Genomic DNA, 21738 nt, shown 5'->3' on the forward strand with positions numbered 1-21738 from the left:
TCACCAATTTTGGCTAATGATATTGAGATGACTATTCGCGACGATACCGTTTTCGAAGGTCCTCTTCGGCAACTTGCCCGCAGCGCATGGCAAGTGCTCCTCCTCACCGGCATCCTGGCGATCGCGCTGGGTGTCATCGTGTTGGCCTGGCCAGGACAGACACTGTTTGTTGCCGGCGTCCTGTTCGGCATCTACCTGGTGGTTTCCGGGATCGGCTACGTGTTCGCCGCCTTCGGGTCGCACGCCGGCGCCGCGATGCGGGTGCTGACGTTTATCACCGGCATCGTGTCGCTGATTCTGGGATTCTTTTGCTTCCGCGAAGAATTCGAGGCGGTCACCCTATTGGCCATCTGGATCGGCATCAGCTGGCTGTTCCGCGGGATGACGCTGCTGGCCGCGGCATTGTCCTTCGACCACATGCCCGGCCGCGGCTGGCAGGCGCTGTCCGGGCTGGTGATCGTGGTCGGCGGCGCCGTGCTGATCGTTTCGCCGCTGCACTCGATCGCCGTGCTGACCCTGGTCGCCGGCTGCTGGCTGATCGCCATCGGCATCGTCGACGTGATCAGTGCGATGCAAGTTCGCAACCGGGCGAAGGCTGCCTGACCTGACAACGAAATCCCTTGCAGCACAACGCCGATCGCATGCGGTCGGCGTTGTGTGCAGGACGGCCGGTCGCGGGATGCCGGTGCGGCACCGGCTGTCGATCAGGCCGTAGTGCGGCCGTGCCCGGGTGACACGTTTCAAGGTTTGCTAACCGCGGGGCAGCACGGACGGCGGTAGTCGGCTAGGAGGACGCATGCCGACAATCAGCGGGCTCGTGTTGTTTGCTGAAGATGAGCTGCGCGGGTGCGCCACGGGCGCTCTATACACTGTGACACCTGGGGGAGTCGATCCAGTTCGATCGCACACCGTAAAGCCCACTCACACGCGATCGAGAAAGTTGTGCCTTGTCCTCAAAAGAAAACGAAAGTCCGGGCTTGAAGCCGCATTTCGAGGACGTGCAGGCGCACTACGACCTCTCTGACGAGTTCTTCGCGCTTTTCCTGGACCCGACGCGCACCTACAGCTGCGCCTATTTCGAGCGTGACGACATGTCGCTCGAAGAGGCGCAGTACGCCAAGGTCGACCTGTCGTTGGGCAAGCTCGGACTGCAACCCGGCATGACGCTGCTCGATATCGGCTGTGGCTGGGGCACCACCGTCGTGCGCGCACTCGAGAAGTACGACGTCAACGTCGTCGGCCTGACTCTGAGCCGCAATCAGCAGGCGCACGTGCAGCAGCGCCTGGACAACCACCCGTCGTCGCGAACCAAGCGGGTGCTGCTTCAGGGCTGGGAGCAGTTCGACGAGAAGGTCGACCGCATCGTGTCAATCGGCGCCTTCGAGCACTTCGGCCGCGATCGCTACCCGGACTTTTTCAAGATGGCCTATGAGGCGCTGCCGGATGACGGGGTGATGATGCTGCACACCATCATCAAGCCCAGCGACGAGGAATTCGCCGACCGCGGACTGCCCATCACCATGACCAAGATCCGCTTCATGAAATTCATCATGGACGAGATCTTTCCGGGCGGGGACCTGCCACAAGCCAAGAATGTCGAAGAGCACGCCAAGCGTGCCGGGTTCACGCTCGACCGCTACCAGCCGCTGCGGCTGCACTACGCGCGCACCCTCGACAACTGGTCGGCCGCGCTGGAGGCGAGGCGCGACGAGGCCGTCGAGATTCAGTCGCAGGAGGTCTACGACCGGTACATGAAGTACCTGACCGGTTGCGCGGACCTGTTCCGCGAGGGCTACACCGACGTCGCGCAGTTCACCCTCACCAAGGGCTAGGCCTGAATGCCGGCGGTGACCGCGCCGGTGACGCCGATCAGATCCTGCGGGGCCACGGCGACGTCCCAGCCGCGGCGGCCGGCGCTGCAGAACACCCGCTCCCAGGCCAGCACGCTGGAATCGACGACCGTCGGCAGCGCTCTGCGCTGACCGAACGGCGAGACCGCGCCGACGATGTACCCGGTGGTCCGCTCGGCGACCGCGGGTTCGGTCAGCGTCGCTCTGGTCACGCCCAGCGCCGCGGCGGCCGCCTTCAGCGACAGCCGGGCGGGGGCCGGCACGACGGCCACGGCCAGCCCGTCGGGCACCGCGATCACCAGCGTCTTGTAGATCTGCCCGGGCGCGATACCGAGCTTGGCCAGCGCTTTGACGGCTTCGGAACCAAACGAGTGGTCGCGTGGATCGTGGCCGAACTTCACCACCTCGTGCGGCACACCGGCTTTGGTCAGCGCCGCCAACGCCGGCGTCGCGGCCACGTCAGTGCCCTTTTACGGCCCGCTGTACCCCGGCGGGTTGACGCCGTCTACCCAGAAGTCGACGCCGAGAGTGCCGCCGGGCACGCAGTTGTAGACCGACAGGTCGGTGACGCCGTTTTCCAGCAGCACGTCCTCGCACAGCAGCATGTTGCCGGTGAATTCCTTGGACGGCTTGTTCAGGATGATGTAGGCCGCGTCCGAGTAGACCTCGGGCTTACGGGCCCGGCCCATCGCCTCGTCGCCGCCGAGCAGGTTCTGCACCGCGGCGGTGGCCACCAGCGTGCGCGGCCACAGCGTGTTCGACGCGATGCCATCGGCGCGCATCTCCTGCGCGATGCCCAGCGCGCACAGCGTCATGCCGAATTTGGCCATCATGTACGCCGTAGGCTTCAGCCACTCCTGGCCGAGCAGCACCGGCGGGGACAGCGTCAGGACGTGCGGGTTCTCCCGGCCCTTCATGTGGGGCAGGCACGCTCGCGACACGGCGTAGGTGCCGCGCACCTGGATGCCGTTCATCAGGTCGAACCGCTTCATCGGGACCTCGGCGATGGACCCCAGGTTGATCGCCGACGCGTTGTTCACGCAGATGTCGATGCCGCCGAATTGCTCGACGGTCTTGGCCACCGCGGATTCTACGGATTCCGGATCACGGACGTCGCCGACGATCGGCAGGGCCTGGCCGCCGGCCTCTTCGAGTTCCTTGGCGGCGGTGTACACCGTTCCCGGCAGTTTCGGGTGCGGCTCGGCGGTCTTGGCGATCAGTGCGATGTTGGCGCCGTCCTGTGCGGCGCGTTTGGCGATGGCCAGGCCGATACCGCGGCTGGCGCCGGAGATGAACATGGTCTTGCCTTGCAATGACGTGGCATGGGACATGGCGTCACAGTAACGCCCGGTCCCAACCGGTCGGTTGGGGGGACCTGGCACCGGAAATAGCACGTCGGCTGGTGCTGTTGATCATGTCGGTCTCGACAAACGCATGTGAGCGACCCGGGCAAACATTGTCGGTCGCAGCCTCTAGATTGGGAGGAGGATCTGGTGTCAACGGCGACAAGCCTGTTAGGCAGTTCAATAGGCGCAGAGCAGTTGGCTCGCTTGTTTGCGAGTTCGGTGTCGCTAGCAGTGCTGGGTGGCGACGCTGCAACGGAAGGGACCGTGTTAATCGAGATGGCCGACTTAGACGATGGCCCAGACGGAGTGACCGGTTCCGACATTGTCGAGCCTGTTGAAGAAACCGACGAGGAGCTGACCGCGCGCTTCGAGCGCGACGCGATTCCCCTGTTGGACCAGCTCTACGGCGGCGCGCTGCGCATGACGCGCAACCCCGCGGACGCCGAGGACCTGCTGCAGGAAACGATGGTTAAGGCCTACGCCGGATTTCGGTCGTTCCGGGCCGGCACCAACCTCAAGGCGTGGCTGTACCGGATTCTGACCAACACTTACATCAACAGCTATCGCAAGAAGCAGCGCCAGCCCGCGGAGTATCCGACCGAGGAGATCACCGACTGGCAGCTGGCGTCCAACGCCGAACACTCCTCAACCGGGTTGCGCTCGGCCGAGGTCGAGGCCCTGGAGGCGCTGCCGGACACCGAGATCAAAGCCGCGTTGCAGGCGCTGCCGGAGGAGTTCCGGATGGCCGTCTACTACGCCGATGTCGAGGGTTTCCCGTACAAGGAGATCGCCGAGATCATGGATACCCCGATCGGAACGGTAATGTCTCGGCTGCATCGGGGCAGACGCCAGCTGCGCTCGTTGTTGGAAGACGTGGCCAAGGACCGCGGGTTCATCCGGAGTCAGCAGACGCACGAGGAGGTGTCGTCATGAGCGAGTTTTCGCCCGACGGCGCCCCGGCGGGCTCGGATCCGCGCACGAAGGCCGAATGCGCTGAATTGATCGCCGAGGTATGGACGCTGCTCGACGGCGAATGCACGGCGGAGACGCGGAAAAAGCTCAAGCAGCATCTCGACGAATGCCCGCCATGCCTGCGGCTGTTCGGGATCGAAGAGCAATTCAAGGCGCTGATCGCGACCAAATGCAGCGGCGACAAGGCCCCCGAGGGCCTGCGCGAGCGGTTGCGGCTGGAGATTCGCCGCACCACGATCATCCGGGAATCGTAGGAAGGCGCTCCAGCGCGACTACCAGCGGTTAGGCGTTGGGACGCCTGCCGTGGTTGGCCTTGCTGTGCTTGCGGTCACGCTTCTTGCGGCCACGCTTGGCCATGGGGAGAACCTCCGTCGTTCGGTCATGATCTCAGGCGCTGGGCGCCCGTCAGGTTGCCGTCAATTCTCGCACGGCGCAGCGTGTGCTTTTTCACCCCACCGGGGACCGGCCCGCGCGCCGGTATGCCTGATGATGTTGTGGTTCGATATACATGAGCTTGAGATGGAAGCCCAGACCAGCCAGCATGCGCAGTGGCCGAAACGAGTGGGGTGAAGATGGCCGAGGATGTTCGAGCCGAGATCGTGGCCAGCGTGCTGGAAGTCGTTGTCAACGAGGGCGACCAAATCGGCAAGGGCGACATCGTGGTGCTGCTGGAGTCCATGAAGATGGAAATTCCGGTTTTGGCGGAGGTCGACGGCACGATCAGCAAGGTGAGTGTGGCCGTCGGCGATGTCATCCAGGCGGGCGATCTGATCGCCGTCATCAGCTAGCCTCCGGCGCTTCGCACCTACCGCCGTGGGACGACGCGGGAGTATTTGATGTCCACGCTCGGTGATCTTCTGGCCGAACACACGATGCTGCCCGGCAACGCCGTGGACCACCTGCATGCCGTGGTCGGGGAGTGGCAGCTGTTGGCCGACCTGTCGTTCGCCGACTATCTGATGTGGGTTCGCCGCGACGACGGGGTGCTGGTGTGCGTGGCGCAATGCCGGCCCAACACCGCGCCGACGGTTCTACAGACCGATTCGGTGGGCAGCGTCGTGGCCGCCGATCGCCTACTGCTGGTCGCCGAGACCTTCGCGTCGGGCACCGCTCAGCTGAGAAACGAAGCGAGCCAACAGGATTCGTGGCAGCTTCCCGGACCGCACGTTGCGGCGTCGCCGGTGCGCTACGGCGATCAGGTGGTCGCGGTGCTCACCCAGCATCAAACGGCGCCGACCGCCAATCAGAACTCCGGGCACCTGGAGACCGCCTACCGCGAATGCGCCGCCGATCTGGTCCACATGCTGGCGGAGGGCACCTTCCCGGATGTGCGCGACGTCGCCATGTCCCGCTCCACGCCACGGGTGGGTGACGGATTCATCCGCCTCGACGTCGACGGCGTCGTCGCCTACGCCAGCCCCAACGCCCTGTCGGCGTACCACCGCATGGGACTGACCAGCGAGCTGGAGGGCCACAACCTCATCCGGATCACGCGGCCGCTGATCTCGGATTCGTTCGAAGCCCAGGAGATGGCCGAGCACGTGCAGGACCTGCTGGCCGGCGGCAAGAGCATGCGCATGGAGGTCGACGCCGGCGGGGCCACGGTGCTGCTGCGCACGTTGCCGCTGGTGGTGCACGGCGCCGGCGCGGGCGCCGCGGTGCTGATTCGTGACGTGACCGAGGTGAAGCGCCGGGACCGGGCCCTGATCTCCAAGGACGCGACGATCCGTGAGATCCACCATCGGGTGAAGAACAACCTGCAGACGGTCGCGGCGCTGCTGCGTCTGCAGGCGCGCCGGACCGTCAACGCCGAAGGCCGCGAGGCGCTGATCGAATCGGTGCGCCGGGTGTCATCGATCGCCTTGGTCCACGACGCGCTGTCGATGTCGGTCGACGAGCAGGTCAATCTCGACGAGGTCATCGACCGGATCCTGCCGATCATGAACGACGTCGCGTCGGTGGACCGCCCGATCCGGATCAACCGCGTCGGTGATCTGGGCGTGCTCGACTCCGACCGCGCCACGGCGCTGATCATGGTGATCACCGAGCTGGTGCAGAACGCGATCGAGCACGCGTTTGACCCGGCTGCCCCGGAGGGGTCGGTGTCGATTCGTGCCGAGCGCTCGGCGCGCTGGCTCGATGTGGTGGTGCACGACGACGGGCGCGGCCTGCCCGACGGGTTCAGCCTGGAAAAATCCGACAGCCTGGGACTGCAGATCGTGCGCACCCTGGTGGCCGCCGAGCTTGACGGCACCTTGGGGATGCGCCAAGCGCCCCGCGGCGGCACCGACGTGGTGCTGCGGGTGCCGATCGGCCGTCGGTCCAGGTTGCTGCTGTAGGTACCCACGCAACAGCGCGGCCCCGACAAGTTGTCGGGGCCGCGCTGTCTGGAGACTGGGATCAGACTCCGCTGCGGGCCTTCGTCCGGGCGTTGCGGCGCTTGAGCGCACGCCGCTCGTCTTCGCTCATGCCGCCCCACACACCGGAATCCTGACCGGTGTTCAGCGCCCATCCGAGGCACTCCGTGGTCACCGAACACCGATTGCAGACCAGTTTCGCGTCAGCGATCTGCGCGAGCGCCGGGCCACTGTTCCCTACCGGGAAGAACAGCTCCGGGTCCTCGTCGCGACACACCGCCTTGTGGCGCCAATCCATAAGTAGTTACTCCTCACTATGTGCGCAGCATCGCGCACTGGCGTTATTCTTCGGCTCTTAACGCTTGCATGAGTAAGGGTCCGTTTGGTACCCCCACAATCTCTGCATGCAACCTTTCGATCGTTTCACAGGCACAACAGAAGTCAATAGCGTGAGTTGGGCCGTGGGCTATCTCACTTTGATTAAGGCTTAGTCAAGCCCTCACTCCGTTGTACTACACTCGCCGATTACCCTGCCGAGAATATTTGGTCGCTCTCCCGGTATGGGGTGGCGTTTTCGCAGTTCAGGACGGCTTGCTTTGCGGCGGCGCCGCCACGGAAAGTGCATCGGGCACCGATCGGAACGTCATGGATTCGCGCAGCCCGAGGTACTCCCCGTCGTACTGACTGGCCACCGGCCCGGCGCTGCAACTGATTCGCACGCAAGCGGTGTCGTCGTCTCGGACAAGTTGGTTGGCTTGTGGGTTCGGGTTCTTCGCGAGAATCTGGCGCAGTAATCGAAGTGTGGGAATCACCTTCAAACTGGTAACCGCGAACACGCCGAGGCCCGACTCGAAGCTGCAACCCGGGTTGGTCACCATCGGCCGGCTGTTGCTGTAGGTCCAGGGCGTCGTGTTGGACACCCAGGCGAATTGCACGCCCGAGACGGGGTCGCGGCCGGGCAGCTCCAGCGTCATGTCCGGCGCGCGGCGGCTGTAGCGGATCGTTGCGGGCACCGCGACCCGCCAGTACCGCAACGGCGTTACCTTGACGCCCTTGTTGCGCTGGGCCTCCACCGCGGCGACCACCTCGGCGTCGACGCCCATTCCGGCGTTGATCACCGCGTACTGCTCGCCGCAGTCGATCAGGCTGATGCGCCGCCAGCTCTGGTGGCGGCGGTAGTCGTCGATCAGCTGGATCAGCTGGTTGGTGGCGGCGGCCGGGTCCCGGGAGATCCCCAGCGATCTGGCCAGCACGTTCGCCGAACCGCCAGGTACCACCGCGACGGCGGGGACGTGTGCAGGCCGCGGCGTGCCGGGGCGGCCCAGGATCCCGTTGACGACCCCGCTCACCGAGCCGTCCCCGCCGTGCACGACGACCAGGTCGACCCCGCTCTCGGCGGCCGCGTGGCCGAGTTCGGTCCCGTGACCGCGGTGGTTGGTGTGCTCGACGGTGAGCTCGAGGCGGCTCTTGAGCGCATGCGCCAGCAGATCGCGGCCGGCGGGCGTGGTGGATGTGGCTGCGGGGTTCACGATCAGAACGGCACGCATGATGCACGAGCTTATGCGGGCCGGTTAAGGCCTTGCTGTGGGGGAAGCGACGGCTCGGCGGATGGGGGGTTCCGCGTGGCTACGCTGACGCTGTGAACCGCGGCCGCCGCAACCAGGAGATACCACCGCCCCCGTCGGCCGTCCGCGGCGCCGGATTCATTGTCGCGGCGCAGGGGCTGGCCGCTCTGGCGATGGCCGCGGTCCTGGTGGTGCGTGCGATCGCCGGAGCCGACCAGCGGGTGGTCAACGGTCTGGGCACCGCGCTCTGGTTCCTGGTGATCGGCGGCGTGGTGCTGGCCGCCGGTCGCGCGTTGGTCGTTGGGCAGCGCTGGGGGCGTGGGCTCGCGGTGTTCACCCAGCTGCTGTTGTTGCCGGTGTCCTGGTACCTCGCGGTCGGTTCGCATCGTGCGGCGTTCGGTATACCGCTGGCCTTGGTGGCGCTGACGGTGTTGCTCCTGCTCTTCAGCCCCGCCGCACTGCGCTGGGTAGCCGGAGGCGATCAGCGCGGTCCGGCCAGCCCGGACAAGGACGCCCCGGACAGCCGGTAGGTGGTCCACTCTCGTTGCGGTTGCCCGCCGACCTCGTCGTACAGCCTGATCGCGTCGGCGTTCCAGTTCAGCACCGCCCACGACAACCGGGTGTAGCCGTTGTCGACACACTCGGCCGCCAGGGTCGCCAGCAGTGCGCGGGCCAGGCCCCGGCGGCGGAATTCGGGCCGGACGAACAGATCCTCGAGGTAGATGCCGCCGACGCCGTCCCACGTGGAGAAGTTGAGGAACCACAGCGCCATCGCGGCGATCTCACCGTCGACTTCGGCGACATGTCCGTACACGATCGGCGAACGGCCGAAAAGTGCTGCGGAAATCCGCTTTTCGGTGACGGTGCAATCTTGGGCGGCGCGTTCGAATTCGGCCAGCGCGTGGATCATGTCGGCTATGTCGGCGGCGTCTCCGGGTTTGGCGCGACGAATGCTTTCGCTCATTGCTCAACTCCAAGCGCGTTGAGAATCGTGGCGAATTTCGTTGTGGTCTCGTCAACTTCGGCGTCAGGATCCGATTCCGCGACAATGCCGCCGCCGGCGTGGGCCAGGGCGGTGCGGCGATCCGCCGACAGCTGCGCACAGCGGATGGACACCACCCAATAGCCGTCACCGTGGGAGTCGCACCAGCCCACCGCGCCGGCATAGAAGCCGCGGTCGCCTTCGATCTCGGCAATCAGCTCGGACGCTGCCTCGGCGGGCACGCCTCCGACCGCCGGGGTGGGGTGCAGAGTCAGCGCCAAATCGATTGCGGTGGTTGACTTATCGCGCAGCCGGCCGCTGATCGGTGTGCACAGATGCCAGACCGCGGCGGTGCGGCTCAGCTGCGGCTCGGGTGCGATGGTCAGCTCGTCGCACAGCGGTTCCAGCGCGGCCCGCATCGTGTCGATGACCAGCTGATGCTCGTGGCGGTCCTTGGCGGAGGCGGCCAGCGCGGCGCCGTTGGCGGCGTCGCGCTCGGGGTCCGCGGCGCGTGGGGCCGAACCGGCGAACGGCTGGCAGCTCACCCGGTCGCCGGAGCGTGCGACCAGAAGCTCCGGGCTCGCACCCACCAGGGCCGCGCCGGCGCAGTCCGCACCGGCGGCGCTCAGGTCGGCCAGATAGCAGTAGGCCGCCGGATCGTTGGTGGCCAGGCGGCTCAGCACCACACGGGCGTCCAGCGGGCCGTCGGCGGCCAGCCGCAACGCCCGGGCCAGCACCACCTTGCTCAGCGCGGTGTTCGGCGCGGTCAGCTCATCGCGGGCGCGGCTGATCCGGACGCGGTATTCGGCCGGTGGCGGGATGGCCGCGGCGATGCGCACGTTCGGCAGCGGCTCCGTCGGCCAGTCGGGTGGTCCGTCGCTGTGCCGCACCCTGTCCGGCACCAGCAGCGCAGCGGGTCGTTTCACGTCAAAAGGCAATGCGCCCAACACAATTGGGGCGGATCCCGATCTCAGCGCGGCTTGGGCGGCGCCCACGTCGTCGTAGTGCGCCCGCACCCCTTCGGCAATCAGGGTGCCGCGCGGGCCGCACAGTGCGAACGGCGGTTCCGTGGTGCTCAACCGGGTGCGATTGCCTGCGGGAGACCGGTCAGTCCGAGCGCGGCGAGCTGGCGCAGGCCATGCTCGAATCCGCATACGGCGATCGAGCCGGCGAGCATCCAGAACCGGCTGCCCTCGACCAGCGGCAGTTCGACCCACCGGGTGATGACCGAGCGGGAGAAATGGCTGTGACCCACGAACACCACGTCGCGCGAAGCCATGTGCTCCAACGCCAGTGCGACGGCCCGGTCAGCGCGGGCGCTGACTTGCGCCACACTCTCACCGCCGGGGCAACCGTGGGTCCACACCAGCCAATCCGGGTCCGATTCCCGGATCTGTGGAGTCGTCAACCCCTCGTAGGAACCGTAATCCCATTCGGCGAGCAGTTCAGATACCTCGTCGACAGCGAGACCGGCCAGCTTGGCCGTGGTCAGTGCTCGTATCCGCGGACTGCTGATCACCAGCGGATCAGTGAGCTTCAGCTCACGCAGGACGTGCCCGGCAAGCTCGGCCTGCAGCCGGCCGGTGTCGGTGAGCTCTATATCGGTGCGGCCGGTGTGCTGGCCGGATTTCGACCATTCGGTCTCGCCATGGCGCAGCAGTACAAGTCGATGGTTGTGCAAGCCCATGTGGACTGATTCTGCCCGAGACTCGTGGGCCCGTCGCCCCGGCACCCGGCCCCGAACGTGCCAGGATGGCAGGTGTGAGTGAGACGCGGGTATTGGCGGTCGCCAACCAGAAGGGTGGGGTCGCCAAGACGACGACGGTTGCCTCGCTGGGTGCGGCGATGGTGGAAAAGGGGAAGCGAGTCCTGCTCGTCGACCTGGATCCGCAGGGTTGTCTGACTTTCTCGCTCGGTCAAGATCCCGACAAGTTGCCGGTGTCGGTGCACGAGGTGCTGCTGGGTGAGATCGAGCCGAGCGCCGCGCTGGTCACCACGATGGAGGGAATGACGCTGCTGCCGGCCAACATTGACCTGGCCGGCGCCGAGGCGATGCTGCTGATGCGGGCCGGGCGCGAGTACGCACTCAAGCGCGCGCTGGCGAAAGTCGCCGACCAATTCGACGTCGTCGTCATCGACTGCCCGCCGTCGCTGGGGGTGCTGACCCTCAACGGGCTGACGGCCGCCGACGAGGTGATCGTGCCGCTGCAGTGCGAGACGCTGGCGCACCGCGGCGTCGGTCAATTCCTGCGCACCGTCGCCGATGTCCAGCAGATCACCAACCCGAACCTGCGGCTGCTGGGTGCGTTGCCGACTTTGTACGACTCGCGCACCACGCACACCCGCGATGTGCTGCTCGACGTCGCGGACCGCTACGACCTGCCGGTGCTGGCACCGCCGATCCCGCGCACCGTGCGTTTCGCCGAGGCCAGCGCGTCGGGCTCGTCGGTGCTGGCCGGACGCAAGAACAAGGGCGCGCTGGCCTACTCCACGCTGGCGCAGGCGTTGCTCAAACATTGGAAGTCGGGCAAACCGCTGCCGACGTTCTCCGTCGAGGCTTAACCGTCAGCCCAGCGCGACCACGGTGTCGCCGCGCTGCTCGAACACCCGGGATCCCGACACCGCCGGGACCACCGCACGGGTGCTCGGTGCCCGCTGCACCGGGATGTTGCGCTCATTGACTCCGGTCATGGGGTCATAGACGCCGATCCCGCCGGTGACCGGAATCAGCAGCTTGCCGGCCATCATGGTGCCGGGTCCCAACGGGACCGTCTTGTCGCCCGCGGCGACGGTGTAGCGCAGATTCAGGGTGCTTGCCTCGAACACCAACACCGAATCGCCGGTCCACCAGGTCACCAGGTTGCCCGCCTGCGACACCTCCGAGTCCGTCGGCGCCTTGGGCAGCAGCGTGCTCGCCACCGTGGTGCCCATCTCGTCGATCACGTCGACCCGGGGCTGCGGCGCCGGCAGGTAAACGGCTGTGTTGCTTTGCCAGACGGTGAGCACGCGAGCGCCCGAGTTCGCCTTGATCCCGGGCTCGGACACGAGATGCTGCTGGGGTTCGTCGTCTTCCTTGCCCGGGCGCAGCAGGGCCAGGCGCAGGTCGCCCTGGTTCCCGCAGCTCTCCAGCACCGAAACCTCCAACGAGCTGGCCGCCCCCGAGTAGAGCTTGCATCCTGAGTGCAGTCCCCGCGACGACGGTTTCACCCGGGCGTCGGTCTCGCCGTAGGCCAGCATCCGGACCATGTCGGAGCGCCACAGCTCCAGGCGGGTATCGCCGACCGACAACACCGTCGTGCCGTCCGAGGACAGCCGCACCCGCGGGTCGGCGTAGCTGCTGCGGGCAGCCCCCCGGCGGCCGGTGGTCCCGTCGATGGTGCTGACCTGGCCGCAACCGCGGTCGTCGCGGTAGACGGCGACCGCGTAGTGGTAGACCCAGGACAGGCCGCACAGGTCGGTGTCGCGGGAGTACGTCCAGCGCGTCTGGCCGGTGCCGGCGTCGCGGCCGTCCACCTCACGGCCGTCGCCGGTGGTCACCGTCCCGCCCACGATCACCGGTGCCGTGGTGGCGGAGCTGGGCGCGGTCCACAGCTGCTTCAGGCCGGCCGGCACCTGCTTGGCCGGGGCCGGGTTGGGCGCCGGCGTCGCGGCGGGCCGGCTGATCGTGGCCCGGGCGTCGCTGGTCCACCAGATCAGCGAGGCAATTGCGGCGACGGCGGCCGCGATCGCCGCGGCGGCCAGCAGATCGCCTTTGGTGCGGCGTTCGGGTTTGACCATGCCTGGACGTCGGCTCAGCCGGCGTTGGTGGTGGCTTCCGCCGGCTTGCGGCGACGACGGCGACGACGGTTGTTGCTGCTAGCACTGCCGGTGCCGGACGCGTCCGGGGCTGTCTCCGCGGCGGTTTCGCCGTCGCTGTCGGCCGGGTGGCCGCTCACGGGCTGCCCACCGCGGGTGCGGCGGCGCCGGTTCGCCGAACGGGCGCGCGCCGGCTTCTCCGACGTCGTGGTGCGTTCGGTGCGCTCGGTCTCGCGGCGCTTGACCGGCGACTTCTTCGGCGCGCCGATGGTGCCGCTGGCCTCGCCCGGAATGCCCAGCTCGGTGTACAGGTGCGGCGAGCTGGAGTAGGTCTCGGCCGGATCCGGGGAGCCCAGGTTCAGCGCCTTGTCGATGGCCGTCCAGCGCGGCAGTTCGTCCCAGTCCACCAGGGTCACGGCGATACCTGTCTTTCCGGCGCGTCCGGTGCGGCCGATCCGGTGCACGTAGGCCTGCTCGTCCTCGGGGATCTGATAGTTGATGACGTGGGTGATGTCGTCGATGTCGATGCCGCGCGCGGCCACGTCGGTGGCCACCAGCACGTCGACGTCGCCGGCCCGAAACGCCTTGAGCGCCTTCTCGCGGGCGATCTGCCCGAGATCGCCGTGCACGGCGCCGACCTTGAAGCCGCGCTCGGCCAGCTCGTCTGCGACCTTCTGGGCGGTGCGCTTGGTGCGGGTGAAGATCATCGTCGCGCCGCGGCCCTCGGCCTGCAGTATCCGGCTGACCATCTCCACCTTGTCCAGCGCGTGGGCGCGGTAGACGAACTGCTCGGTGGTGTCGTGGGTGGCCGCCGAGTGTGGTGCCTCGGCACGAATATGGGTGGGCTGCACCATGAACGTGCGGGCCAGCGTGATGATCGGGTCGGGCATCGTCGCCGAGAACAGCATCGACTGCCGGTCGGCCGGGATCTGGCGCAGGATCCGCTCGATGTCCGGCAGGAAGCCCAGGTCCAGCATCTCGTCGGCCTCGTCGAGCACCAGCACCGACAACCCGCCCAGCTGCAGGTGACCCTGCTGGGCGAGGTCGAGCAACCGGCCCGGGGTGCCCACCACGACGTCGGCGCCGGTGCGCAGCGCGTCGATCTGCGGTTCGTAGGCCCGGCCGCCGTAGATCGATACCACCGACAGGCGGCGGCCCTCGTCGGCGGTCAGGTGCTTGGCGGCGGCGGCCAGGTCCTCGGTGACCTGCAGGCACAGCTCGCGGGTGGGCACCACGACCAGGGCGCGGGGTGTGCCGTTGAGCGGCCGCGCGTCGCCGCCGTTGGTGATGCGCTGCAGCAGCGGCACGCCGAAGGCGAGGGTCTTGCCCATACCCGTACGGGCCTGTCCGATGACGTCGTCGCCGGACAGCGCCATCGGCAGGGTGAGTTCCTGGATGGCAAAGGCGTGCTCAATGCCCTTCTCGGCGAGCGCCCGGACGATTTCGTCGCGTACGCCGAGTTCGGCGAAGGTGGGTTCAGTTTTGTTCGTCAATGCAGTCATGCGTGGGTGATGTACCTTTCGGTGACTTATTCGATTGGGTCGGTTTTTCTCGCGGGTCACGCGCGCACGAGTTCCGACTCCAAGTCGCTGAGTCACCGGGCCCTGCTGAGATGGGGCGGGCCAGCTGTGCACGCACATTTCGCCGATAGCGGCGGTGCAAAGAAATACAGCCACTATCAATCTGCATGATAGCTGGTCGACAGCTCATCCCCATCTTCTTCCAGGTCTGCCGACTACAGTGATGCCCATGACTTCGGCCTCCTCTGCCGACCAAGTAGACGAATCACCTTCCGTAGGACTGACCGCGGACCATCCGGGCGTCAACGAGCTGTTCGCAGTGCTCGCCTATGGCGAGGTGGCCGCGTTTTACCGGCTGACTGACGAGGCTCGGATGGCTCCCGACCTGCGGGGACGCATTTCCATGGCGAGCATGGCGGCCGCCGAGATGCAGCACTACGAGCTGCTGCACGACGCGCTGGAAAGCCGCGGCGTCGACGTCGTTTCGGCCATGTCGAAGTACGTGTCGGCGCTGGAGAACTACCACCGGCTGACGATGCCCAGCACCTGGCTGGAGGCGCTGGTCAAGACCTACATCGGCGACGCGCTGGCCGCCGACCTCTACCTAGAGATCGCCGACAAGCTGCCCGACGAGGTCGCCGACGTGGTGCGCGCGGCCCTGTCGGAAACCGGGCACTCGCAGTTCGTCGTCGCCGAGGTACGCGCCGCGGTGACCGCGAGCGGCAAACAGCGCAGCCGGTTAGCGCTGTGGGCCCGCCGGCTGTACGGCGAAGCGTTCACCCAGGCCCAGTACCTGTTGGCAGATCACGACGAGCTGGTGGACCTGGTGGTGTCGGGCACCGGCGGCCTGGGTCAGCTCAGCGCGTTCTTCGAGCGTCTGCAGCAAACACACGAGCGGCGTATGCGCGAGCTCGGTCTGGGCTGAGCCCTACTTGGTGCAGGTCGCCAGGTTCGAGTTGTTGGCCGACGCCACCTCGACCTGACCCTGCGCGTTGACGATCGCGCAGTTCACCTTGCCCACGATGCTGGTCGCGACGACCGATTGGGTCGTCACCCCCGGATTCAGCACCACAACCTTGGTCCAGGGCAGCGACACGTTGAACTCGGTCTGGGGGTAGCCACGGGCGTCGGTGTAGACGACGTTCACCAGGTCCAGCAGCGTCTTCGTCCCGGTCACGCTGTAGTAGATGGTGCTGGGATTCACTGTGGCCGTTGGGGCTACGACCGCGGGCGGCGACACGGCCAGCGGCGGAGTCGTCAGCGCCGCGCTCGGCGGGCTCAGCGTGGTGACGGTCTCCGGCGGTAGCTGGGGTGCTTGCGACGTGCTCGGCACCGGGCGTTGCGTGGCGCTCGGCGGGCTGGTGGTCCGCGGTGCGGACGTAGTGGGGGCCGGCGGCGCGATGGTGGCCTTCGTCGACGCGCTGTCGCCGCTGTTGATGATCACCGCGGTCGCGATCGCGCCGATCGCCACCACCGCGCCGAGCAGCGCGACCGCCGGACGCCAGGAGCCGATCGGCCAGAGGAGCTCCTTGAGCTCGTCGTACTCGTATTCGTCGGCTGCGTCCTCGTCCTCGGCGTACTCGTCATCGTCGTAGCCGTCATAGTCGGCTCCGTCGTAGTCGTCGTCATCGGGGTAGTCGTGGGCGAAGCCACGAGCTAGGCCGGCGCGATCATCGAGTGTGTGTCTGATGATGCCGATGTTACTGACGTGAAAAGACGAAAAGGGGCGCCGCGAGCCACCTTGATCAGGCTGGGAGCCAATCGTTATCTGCCGTTCAGCAGCGTTTCGCTTACCGCGAACTCCCCGCCGTCACCCTCTGCTCGGAGCGCCCCGGCCGCGTCCACTAACCTGCTGCTTGACACGCCTGCGACGGAATAGCAACGGAAGGGGCCATCGTGGAGGTCAAGGTCGGTATCACGGACAGTCCGCGCGAGCTGGTCTTCTCCAGCGCGCAGACGCCTGCCGAGGTCGAGGAGGCCGTGAGTGCCGCGCTGCGGGAAGGCTCGAGTCTGCTGGGCCTCACCGACGAGAAGGGCCGCCGCTATCTGATCCACTCCGCCAAGATCGCCTACGTCGAGATCGGTGCCGCCGACGGCCGTCGGGTCGGCTTCGGAATCGGGTCAGACAGCGGCGCGCACGCCAGCGGTAAGCGCGCTAAGAGCGAGTAAGCGGCACGTGTGACAGCCCGCCCCAGGCGAATGCGACGGTGCCGTCGACCGCATCCGACTTCGAGATCGGGCGGTCGGAGTCCAGCCAGTACCTGGCGCAGTCGACGCTGATCCCGACCAGGCCCACCGCGATCATCCGGGCACGGTGCGGGTCAAGGCCGGAGTCCGCGCTGATCAGCGCGAATACCGCGTCGATGCACGATTCGGTGGCCGCCCGTACCTGCGCGGCGACCTCGGGCTCGGTGACGTAGTCGTTCTCGAAGATCAGCCGGTACCCCTGGCTGTCGTGCTCGATGAAGTCGAAGAAAGCCTGAACGGCCGCATGCAACCGCCGCCGGTTGTCGGTGGTGGTGCTCAACGCGTTCTGCACACCCGACACCAGGTTGTCGACGTGGCGATTGAGCACCGCCAGATACAGCTCCAGCTTGCTGGAAAAGTGTTGGTACAGAACGGGTTTGCTGACTCCCGCCCGATCGGCGATCTCATCCATGCCGGCCGCGTGGTAACCGTGGTCGACGAAGACATCGCTGGCCACGATCAGCAGTTGGCCGCGACGCTCGTCGCGCGGCAACCGGTTCCCCCGCCGGTTCGAGGTCGCTATGCCGTCACTCGGCCGACCGCGGTCACCCGATCTGACGGCACGTCGTGCCGCCGACTTGGCGAGATCGCTCACTTGGTCCTCATTTGAATTGTGGCGACTGACCATCGGATATTGACAGGCCCGCCGCGCGCCGCTCGTCGCTCGTCGCACAGACATTACTACCCATGGTGTACCTGCGACCGGCATCGGCACCGTCTGCGCAGGGGAGAACCGGTGTCCTAGGGCGCGCCAGGGACACCCGGCGTCGCGGCTGTGCCATCCTGGGGCAATGACGTCCGAGCCGCCCGTGCCCGGCAGCGGTCGAGTGCCGATGCTGCGCGACGAGTGGCGAGAGCCGCTTCGCGCCCTGCGGGATCCCGTCGCGGTCGGCAGCGGACGTGCCCGCGCCGATCGCGACCGTCCCCGCCAGTGGCGCAAGCAATCGTGGCTGGGCCGATTCGTCTCCACCTACGGCTGGCGCGCCTATGCGCTGCCCGTTCTGGTGGCATTGACCGCGGTGGTCATCTATCAGACGGTGACCGGCGTCGGCGCGCCGCAACCGACGGCGACCAAGCCGACCATCCAGGGCCCGCCGGCCATCGGGGCCGTGGGCACCGCGATCCTCGACGCTCCGCCGCGCGGCCTGGCCACCTTCGACGCCAATCTGCCGGCCGGGACGCTGCCGGACGGCGGTCCGTTCACCGAAGCCGGCGACAAGACCTGGCATGTCGTACCCGGCACCACGCCGCAGATCGGTCAGGGCACCGCCAAGGTGTTCCGGTACACCGTCGAGGTCGAGAACGGTTTGGACCCCGCGATGTTCGGCGGTGACGACGCGTTCGCCACGATGGTCGATCAAACGCTGGCCAACCCCAAGGGCTGGACGCACAATCCGCAGTTCGCGTTCGTCAGGATCGACGGAACTAGTGGGGCCAAACCCGACTTCCGGATTTCGCTGGTGTCGCCGGTGACGGTGCGCGAGGGGTGCGGCTACGAGTTCAGGCTGGAGACCTCCTGCTACAACCCGGCCTACGGCCCGGAGCGCCAGGCCCGGGTGTTCGTCAACGAGGCGCGCTGGGTGCGCGGCGCCGTGCCGTTCGAGGGCGACGTCGGTTCGTACCGGCAGTACGTCATCGACCACGAGGTCGGCCACGCCATCGGCTACGTGCGCCACGAGGCGTGCGACAAGCAGGGCGGGTTGGCGCCGGTGATGATGCAGCAGACGTTCTCCACCTCCAACGACGACGCCGCGAAGTTCGACCCGGAATACGTCAAGGCCGACGGCAAGACCTGCCGATTCAATCCCTGGCCGTATCCGATCGCCTGAAACACCCTCGGGGAAGCGTCGCCGGCAACCGAAGCGTTGACTGGAGACGTTGAGTCGCGAAGCTGACCGAGGAGATATTCGGTGTCCACATCGTTGCCGCCACTAGTCGATGCCGCCGGCGAGCTGAGTCGCGACGAAGTGGCGCGCTACAGCCGCCATCTGATCATCCCGGACCTGGGCGTCGACGGGCAGAAGCGGCTGAAGAACGCGCGGGTGCTGGTGATCGGCGCCGGCGGGCTCGGCGCACCGGCGCTGTTGTACCTGGCCGCGGCCGGCGTCGGGACGATCGGCATCGTCGACTTCGACGTCGTCGACGAGTCCAACCTGCAGCGTCAGATCATCCACGGCACCGCCGACGTCGGCCGTGCCAAGGCGCAATCCGCCCGCGACTCGATCCACGCGATCAACCCGTTGGTCGCGGTGCGGCTGCACGAGTTCCGGCTGGAGGCGGGCAACGCCGTCGAGCTGTTCAGCCAATACGACCTGATCATCGACGGCACCGACAACTTCGCCACCCGGTATCTGGTCAACGACGCCGCGGTGCTGGCCGGCAAGCCCTATATCTGGGGGTCGATCTACCGCTTCGAAGGTCAGGTCTCGGTGTTCTGGGAGGATGCCCCGGCCGATCAGGCCGGCAACGAGCGCGGCCTGAACTACCGCGACCTCTACCCGGAGCCGCCACCGCCCGGCATGGTTCCGTCGTGCGCCGAAGGAGGCGTGCTCGGCATCATCTGCGCCTCGATCGCGTCGGTCATGGGCACCGAGGCGATCAAGCTGATCACCGGCATCGGGGAACCGCTGCTGGGCCGGCTGATGATCTACGACGCGCTGGAGATGAGCTACCGCACGATCAGGATCCGCAAAGACCCCGCCACGCCGCGGATCACCGAACTGATCGACTACGAGGCGTTTTGCGGTGCGATTTCCGACGATGCCGCCGAGGCGGCCGCCGGCTCGACGATCACACCGGCGGAGCTGCGCGCGTTGCTGGACTCGGGCAGGAAGCTGGCCCTGATCGACGTTCGAGAACCGGTTGAGTGGGCCATCAATCACATCGACGGCGCCCAGCTGATCCCGAACTCGTTGATCAGCTCCGGCGAGGGTCTGACCAAGCTGCCGCACGACCGCAAGGCGGTGCTGTACTGCAAGACGGGGGTGCGCTCGGCCGAGGCGCTGGCGGCGGTGAAGAAGGCCGGTTTCGCCGATGCCGTGCACTTGCAGGGTGGAATCGTGGCGTGGGCGCAGCAGATGCAGCCCGACATGGTGATGTACTGACGCACGCCAGCGCGTCGCGCGGACCCGCATCGTCGCACTTGTAGGCTAACCCCCGTGAGCGTCGAACCACCGCCGGAGCACGTGCTTTCGGCGTTTGGTTTGGCCGGTGTCAAGCCCATCGCGCTGGGCGCCAGCTGGGAGGGCGGCTGGCGATGCGGCGAGGTCGTCCTGTCGGTCGTTGCCGACCACGCGCGCGCGGCCTGGTCTGCGCGAGTGCGGGAAACGCTGTTCGTCGACGGGGTGCGGCTGGCCCGTCCGGTGCGCTCGACCGACGGGCGCTACGTGGTCTCCGGATGGCGGGCGGACACGTTCGTCGCCGGTACGCCGGAGCCCCGGCACGACGAAGTCGTCTCGGCGGCGGTGCGGCTGCACGAGGCCACCGGCAAACTCGAACGCCCCCGATTCCTGACCCAGGGACCGACCACGCCGTGGTCGGACGTCGACGTGTTCATCGCCGCCGACCGGTCCGCCTGGGAAGAGCGGCCACTGCAGTCGATTCCACCCGGCGCGCGCACCGCTCCGCCCAGCGCCGACGCCGAGCGGTCGGTCGAGCTGATCGGCCAGCTGGCCACGTTGCGCAAGCCGACCAAGAGCCCCAACCAGCTGGTGCACGGAGACCTCTACGGGACGGTCCTCTTCGTCGGCACCGCCGCGCCGGGGATCACCGACATCACGCCCTACTGGCGGCCCGCGTCGTGGGCCGCCGGTGTGGTCGTGGTCGACGCGCTGTCCTGGGGTGAGGCCGACGACGGACTGATCGAACGCTGGAACGCGCTGCCGGAGTGGCCTCAGATGTTGTTGCGCGCGTTGATGTTTCGTCTCGCGGTGCATGCGCTGCATCCCCGGTCTACCGCCGAGGCATTCCCGGGTCTGGCCCGCACGGCGGCCCTGATCCGCCTGGTGCTCTAGTCCGGCGGAAACTCGTAGCGGACTTCGCTGAGCGCCACCCTGCCGTCGACGGACAGCACTCCCTCGGCGCGTAACAGTTCCAGTTGCCGCGTCGTCAGATGCCGAGCCGGTCGCCCGGATGCGGTGATGACCCGGTGCCAGGGCAGGTCGGAGGAGTCGGTGCGCATGATCCAGCCGACGATCCGCGGGCTGGAAAGCCCTGCGACAGCGGCGATGTCGCCGTAGGTGCAGACGCGGCCGGAGGGGATCGCGGCGACCAGTGCGCGCACCCGCTCGACTTGATCCTCGGTCACCGGCGCCACGGTCAGCCGGCCCGCAGCTGTTTGCGGATCAGCGCGGCGACCTCGGTCGGTTTGGCGCCCGGCACCATGTGGTTGCACTCGTAGGTCAGCAATTCGAAATCGGCGCCCAGCCGTTGCTGCAGACCCGCGATGAGCTGCTCGGTGACGTAGGGCGGCGACGTCCACGCCGCGCGCACCAACGTCGTCGGCGTGCCCGCCGGCGGAAGCACGGTGGGACGGGCCAATTCGCTCCAGTAGGACATCATCGCCGGCACGCTCACCCGCCAGCCGTAGCGCCCGCTGGGCAGCTGGACCAGGTGCTCGTCGAGTTCGGCGTCGAGCACGTCCGGATCGACGTCGGCCCAAGAGCCGGTTGCCTTTTCCTGGCGAGCTTCGGCCGGGTCCGGATAGTCGGGCGAGGAGAACATCGCCTCGGCGATCTGCCACGTCCAGTTGCCGTCCAGGCCCACCGCGGGGTCGAGCAGGAGCAGACCCGACACCAAGTCCGGCCGGTTCGCGGCCAGGTTCATTGCCAGCCCGCCGCCGAACGAGTGGCCGACGACCAGCACCGGCGCCTCGGCCGCCTCGTCCAGCAGCGCGGCCAGCGCAGCGACGTTGGCGTCAATGGTCCACGGCGCAGCCCACGACGACCTGCCGTGGCCGATCAGATCGGGAGCGGCAATGGTGATTTCGGGCAGATGATCGCCCAACTGCTGCCACCGCTGGCCGTGTCCGGTCAGTCCGTGCAGGGCGAGCATCTGCACCGGGCCGTCCGGACCGATGCGGTGTACGTGAAGGTCGGTGGTCACG

Annotated in this window: 27 protein-coding genes; 13 read left to right on the plus strand and 14 right to left on the minus strand. The window is 67.3% G+C overall.

The window, feature by feature from the left end; translation table 11 throughout:
* Positions 1-27: 27 nt before the first annotated feature.
* Together MAAFP003_RS06235 and MAAFP003_RS06240 are read left to right on the plus strand one after the other, a co-directional pair.
* Entirely contained in the window at positions 28-603 is a 576-nt protein-coding gene (locus MAAFP003_RS06235; RefSeq protein WP_096285350.1) for an HdeD family acid-resistance protein, read from the plus strand.
* A 344-nt stretch (positions 604-947) separates the two neighbouring features.
* Positions 948-1832 carry a cyclopropane mycolic acid synthase family methyltransferase gene (locus tag MAAFP003_RS06240; protein ID WP_096285352.1) on the plus strand — a complete coding sequence of 295 codons (885 nt, stop codon included), beginning with the start codon at positions 948-950 and terminating at the stop codon, positions 1830-1832.
* Here MAAFP003_RS06240 and MAAFP003_RS06245 read toward each other — a convergent pair.
* Together MAAFP003_RS06245 and MAAFP003_RS06250 are read right to left on the minus strand one after the other, a co-directional pair.
* A complete protein-coding gene (locus tag MAAFP003_RS06245; protein ID WP_096285354.1) occupies positions 1829-2308 on the minus strand; it encodes an aminoacyl-tRNA deacylase in 480 nt (159 codons plus the stop codon). The two genes, MAAFP003_RS06240 and MAAFP003_RS06245, sit on opposite strands and share 4 nt — an antisense overlap.
* Positions 2309-2320: 12 nt before the next feature.
* The gene (locus MAAFP003_RS06250; RefSeq protein WP_096285356.1) at positions 2321-3181 is read right to left on the minus strand and encodes an SDR family oxidoreductase; all 861 of its coding nucleotides are present in this window, start codon (positions 3179-3181) and stop codon (positions 2321-2323) included.
* Between the two features lie 291 nt (positions 3182-3472).
* Between MAAFP003_RS06250 and MAAFP003_RS06255 the strand changes: the two genes are divergently transcribed.
* A complete protein-coding gene (locus tag MAAFP003_RS06255; RefSeq protein WP_165796316.1) occupies positions 3473-4129 on the plus strand; it encodes a sigma-70 family RNA polymerase sigma factor in 657 nt (218 codons plus the stop codon).
* Positions 4126-4422: a mycothiol system anti-sigma-R factor gene (gene rsrA / locus MAAFP003_RS06260; protein ID WP_096285360.1), complete on the plus strand. Its 297-nt coding sequence runs from the start codon at positions 4126-4128 to the stop codon at positions 4420-4422. Before MAAFP003_RS06255 ends, rsrA begins: the two co-directional genes overlap by 4 nt.
* 28 nt (positions 4423-4450) lie before the next feature.
* Here the strand turns inward: rsrA and MAAFP003_RS30080 are convergent, their stop codons facing one another.
* Positions 4451-4525 carry a 50S ribosomal protein bL37 gene (locus MAAFP003_RS30080; RefSeq protein ID WP_085976028.1) on the minus strand — a complete coding sequence of 25 codons (75 nt, stop codon included), beginning with the start codon at positions 4523-4525 and terminating at the stop codon, positions 4451-4453.
* Positions 4526-4740: 215 nt separating this feature from the next.
* Here MAAFP003_RS30080 and MAAFP003_RS06270 point away from each other — a divergent pair, with 215 nt between their 5' ends.
* Together MAAFP003_RS06270 and MAAFP003_RS06275 are read left to right on the plus strand one after the other, a co-directional pair.
* Entirely contained in the window at positions 4741-4956 is a 216-nt protein-coding gene (locus tag MAAFP003_RS06270) for a biotin/lipoyl-binding carrier protein (protein WP_066956294.1), read from the plus strand.
* Positions 4957-5004: 48 nt separating this feature from the next.
* Positions 5005-6507 carry a sensor histidine kinase gene (locus MAAFP003_RS06275; RefSeq protein ID WP_096285362.1) on the plus strand — a complete coding sequence of 501 codons (1503 nt, stop codon included), beginning with the start codon at positions 5005-5007 and terminating at the stop codon, positions 6505-6507.
* Between the two features lie 61 nt (positions 6508-6568).
* Here the strand turns inward: MAAFP003_RS06275 and whiB1 are convergent, their stop codons facing one another.
* Complete coding sequence (gene whiB1 / locus MAAFP003_RS06280) at positions 6569-6823, minus strand: transcriptional regulator WhiB1 (RefSeq protein ID WP_036467351.1); 255 nt, start codon at positions 6821-6823, stop codon at positions 6569-6571.
* A 283-nt stretch (positions 6824-7106) separates the two neighbouring features.
* Entirely contained in the window at positions 7107-8072 is a 966-nt protein-coding gene (locus MAAFP003_RS06285) for a diacylglycerol/lipid kinase family protein (protein ID WP_096285364.1), read from the minus strand.
* A gap of 119 nt (positions 8073-8191) precedes the next feature.
* Between MAAFP003_RS06285 and MAAFP003_RS06290 the strand changes: the two genes are divergently transcribed.
* Positions 8192-8620 carry a hypothetical protein gene (locus tag MAAFP003_RS06290; RefSeq protein WP_096290913.1) on the plus strand — a complete coding sequence of 143 codons (429 nt, stop codon included), beginning with the start codon at positions 8192-8194 and terminating at the stop codon, positions 8618-8620.
* On the opposite strand, the gene MAAFP003_RS06295 is transcribed toward MAAFP003_RS06290, so the two are convergent.
* The 3 genes from MAAFP003_RS06295 to MAAFP003_RS06305 are packed head-to-tail and all read right to left on the minus strand — an operon-like array spanning position 8572 to position 10759.
* The gene (locus tag MAAFP003_RS06295) at positions 8572-9054 is read right to left on the minus strand and encodes a GNAT family N-acetyltransferase (RefSeq protein ID WP_096285366.1); all 483 of its coding nucleotides are present in this window, start codon (positions 9052-9054) and stop codon (positions 8572-8574) included. The two genes, MAAFP003_RS06290 and MAAFP003_RS06295, sit on opposite strands and share 49 nt — an antisense overlap.
* Positions 9051-10151, minus strand: a complete 1101-nt coding sequence (locus MAAFP003_RS06300; RefSeq protein ID WP_243393792.1) for an isochorismate synthase — start codon at positions 10149-10151, stop codon at positions 9051-9053. The genes MAAFP003_RS06295 and MAAFP003_RS06300 overlap by 4 nt, the downstream gene beginning before the upstream one ends.
* Positions 10148-10759: an acid phosphatase gene (locus MAAFP003_RS06305; RefSeq protein WP_096285370.1), complete on the minus strand. Its 612-nt coding sequence runs from the start codon at positions 10757-10759 to the stop codon at positions 10148-10150. Before MAAFP003_RS06305 ends, MAAFP003_RS06300 begins: the two co-directional genes overlap by 4 nt.
* 74 nt (positions 10760-10833) lie before the next feature.
* On the opposite strand from MAAFP003_RS06305, the gene MAAFP003_RS06310 reads away from it, so the two are divergent.
* Positions 10834-11634 (plus strand): ParA family protein, encoded by an 801-nt coding sequence (locus tag MAAFP003_RS06310; RefSeq protein WP_096290914.1) that lies wholly within the window; start codon positions 10834-10836, stop codon positions 11632-11634.
* 3 nt (positions 11635-11637) lie between these two features.
* On the opposite strand, the gene MAAFP003_RS06315 is transcribed toward MAAFP003_RS06310, so the two are convergent.
* Together MAAFP003_RS06315 and MAAFP003_RS06320 are read right to left on the minus strand one after the other, a co-directional pair.
* Positions 11638-12849, minus strand: coding sequence for an Rv3212 family protein (locus tag MAAFP003_RS06315; RefSeq protein WP_096285372.1), 1212 nt, complete (start codon positions 12847-12849; stop codon positions 11638-11640).
* 14 nt (positions 12850-12863) lie between these two features.
* Positions 12864-14369: a DEAD/DEAH box helicase gene (locus MAAFP003_RS06320; protein ID WP_096285374.1), complete on the minus strand. Its 1506-nt coding sequence runs from the start codon at positions 14367-14369 to the stop codon at positions 12864-12866.
* Positions 14370-14616: 247 nt separating this feature from the next.
* On the opposite strand from MAAFP003_RS06320, the gene MAAFP003_RS06325 reads away from it, so the two are divergent.
* Entirely contained in the window at positions 14617-15312 is a 696-nt protein-coding gene (locus MAAFP003_RS06325; protein ID WP_096285376.1) for a ferritin-like fold-containing protein, read from the plus strand.
* A 3-nt stretch (positions 15313-15315) separates the two neighbouring features.
* On the opposite strand, the gene MAAFP003_RS06330 is transcribed toward MAAFP003_RS06325, so the two are convergent.
* Complete coding sequence (locus MAAFP003_RS06330) at positions 15316-16086, minus strand: MmpS family transport accessory protein (RefSeq protein WP_423790883.1); 771 nt, start codon at positions 16084-16086, stop codon at positions 15316-15318.
* A 197-nt stretch (positions 16087-16283) separates the two neighbouring features.
* Here MAAFP003_RS06330 and MAAFP003_RS06335 point away from each other — a divergent pair, with 197 nt between their 5' ends.
* A complete protein-coding gene (locus MAAFP003_RS06335) occupies positions 16284-16556 on the plus strand; it encodes a DUF3107 domain-containing protein (protein WP_096285380.1) in 273 nt (90 codons plus the stop codon).
* On the opposite strand, the gene fasR is transcribed toward MAAFP003_RS06335, so the two are convergent.
* A complete protein-coding gene (gene fasR / locus MAAFP003_RS06340; protein WP_096285382.1) occupies positions 16543-17229 on the minus strand; it encodes an HTH-type transcriptional activator FasR in 687 nt (228 codons plus the stop codon). The two genes, MAAFP003_RS06335 and fasR, sit on opposite strands and share 14 nt — an antisense overlap.
* Before the next feature lie 196 nt (positions 17230-17425).
* Between fasR and MAAFP003_RS06345 the strand changes: the two genes are divergently transcribed.
* The 3 genes from MAAFP003_RS06345 to MAAFP003_RS06355 all read left to right on the plus strand — a co-directional run bounded on the left by MAAFP003_RS06345 (position 17426) and on the right by MAAFP003_RS06355 (position 20647).
* Positions 17426-18463: a DUF3152 domain-containing protein gene (locus tag MAAFP003_RS06345; RefSeq protein ID WP_096285384.1), complete on the plus strand. Its 1038-nt coding sequence runs from the start codon at positions 17426-17428 to the stop codon at positions 18461-18463.
* An 81-nt stretch (positions 18464-18544) separates the two neighbouring features.
* Positions 18545-19738 (plus strand): adenylyltransferase/sulfurtransferase MoeZ, encoded by a 1194-nt coding sequence (gene moeZ / locus MAAFP003_RS06350; protein ID WP_096285385.1) that lies wholly within the window; start codon positions 18545-18547, stop codon positions 19736-19738.
* Positions 19739-19792: 54 nt separating this feature from the next.
* The gene (locus MAAFP003_RS06355; protein WP_090600798.1) at positions 19793-20647 is read left to right on the plus strand and encodes a TIGR02569 family protein; all 855 of its coding nucleotides are present in this window, start codon (positions 19793-19795) and stop codon (positions 20645-20647) included.
* Here MAAFP003_RS06355 and MAAFP003_RS06360 read toward each other — a convergent pair.
* Entirely contained in the window at positions 20644-20949 is a 306-nt protein-coding gene (locus MAAFP003_RS06360) for an MGMT family protein (protein WP_096285387.1), read from the minus strand. The genes MAAFP003_RS06355 and MAAFP003_RS06360 overlap by 4 nt on opposite strands.
* 2 nt (positions 20950-20951) lie before the next feature.
* Entirely contained in the window at positions 20952-21737 is a 786-nt protein-coding gene (locus MAAFP003_RS06365) for an alpha/beta fold hydrolase (RefSeq protein ID WP_096285389.1), read from the minus strand.
* Position 21738: the final 1 nt, after the last annotated feature.

The organism is Mycobacterium ahvazicum, from assembly GCF_900176255.2.
In the GTDB taxonomy this organism is placed as follows: Bacteria; Actinomycetota; Actinomycetes; order Mycobacteriales; family Mycobacteriaceae; genus Mycobacterium; species Mycobacterium ahvazicum.

Excerpts from the sequence above, each read along its gene's own strand:
- MAAFP003_RS06345 (WP_096285384.1), top strand. The coding sequence starts at position 17,426 with ATGACGTCCGAGCCGCCCGTGCCCGGCAGCGGTCGAGTGCCGATGCTG.
- MAAFP003_RS06285 (WP_096285364.1), bottom strand. The coding sequence starts at position 8,072 with ATGCGTGCCGTTCTGATCGTGAACCCCGCAGCCACATCCACCACGCCC.
- MAAFP003_RS06320 (WP_096285374.1), bottom strand. The coding sequence starts at position 14,369 with ATGACTGCATTGACGAACAAAACTGAACCCACCTTCGCCGAACTCGGC.
- MAAFP003_RS06295 (WP_096285366.1), bottom strand. The coding sequence starts at position 9,054 with ATGAGCGAAAGCATTCGTCGCGCCAAACCCGGAGACGCCGCCGACATA.
- MAAFP003_RS06250 (WP_096285356.1), bottom strand. The coding sequence starts at position 3,181 with ATGTCCCATGCCACGTCATTGCAAGGCAAGACCATGTTCATCTCCGGC.
- MAAFP003_RS06305 (WP_096285370.1), bottom strand. The coding sequence starts at position 10,759 with ATGGGCTTGCACAACCATCGACTTGTACTGCTGCGCCATGGCGAGACC.
- rsrA (WP_096285360.1), top strand. The coding sequence starts at position 4,126 with ATGAGCGAGTTTTCGCCCGACGGCGCCCCGGCGGGCTCGGATCCGCGC.
- MAAFP003_RS06315 (WP_096285372.1), bottom strand. The coding sequence starts at position 12,849 with ATGGTCAAACCCGAACGCCGCACCAAAGGCGATCTGCTGGCCGCCGCG.
- MAAFP003_RS06275 (WP_096285362.1), top strand. The coding sequence starts at position 5,005 with ATGTCCACGCTCGGTGATCTTCTGGCCGAACACACGATGCTGCCCGGC.
- whiB1 (WP_036467351.1), bottom strand. The coding sequence starts at position 6,823 with ATGGATTGGCGCCACAAGGCGGTGTGTCGCGACGAGGACCCGGAGCTG.
- MAAFP003_RS06270 (WP_066956294.1), top strand. The coding sequence starts at position 4,741 with ATGGCCGAGGATGTTCGAGCCGAGATCGTGGCCAGCGTGCTGGAAGTC.
- MAAFP003_RS06235 (WP_096285350.1), top strand. The coding sequence starts at position 28 with ATGACTATTCGCGACGATACCGTTTTCGAAGGTCCTCTTCGGCAACTT.
- MAAFP003_RS06325 (WP_096285376.1), top strand. The coding sequence starts at position 14,617 with ATGACTTCGGCCTCCTCTGCCGACCAAGTAGACGAATCACCTTCCGTA.
- MAAFP003_RS06255 (WP_165796316.1), top strand. The coding sequence starts at position 3,473 with ATGGCCGACTTAGACGATGGCCCAGACGGAGTGACCGGTTCCGACATT.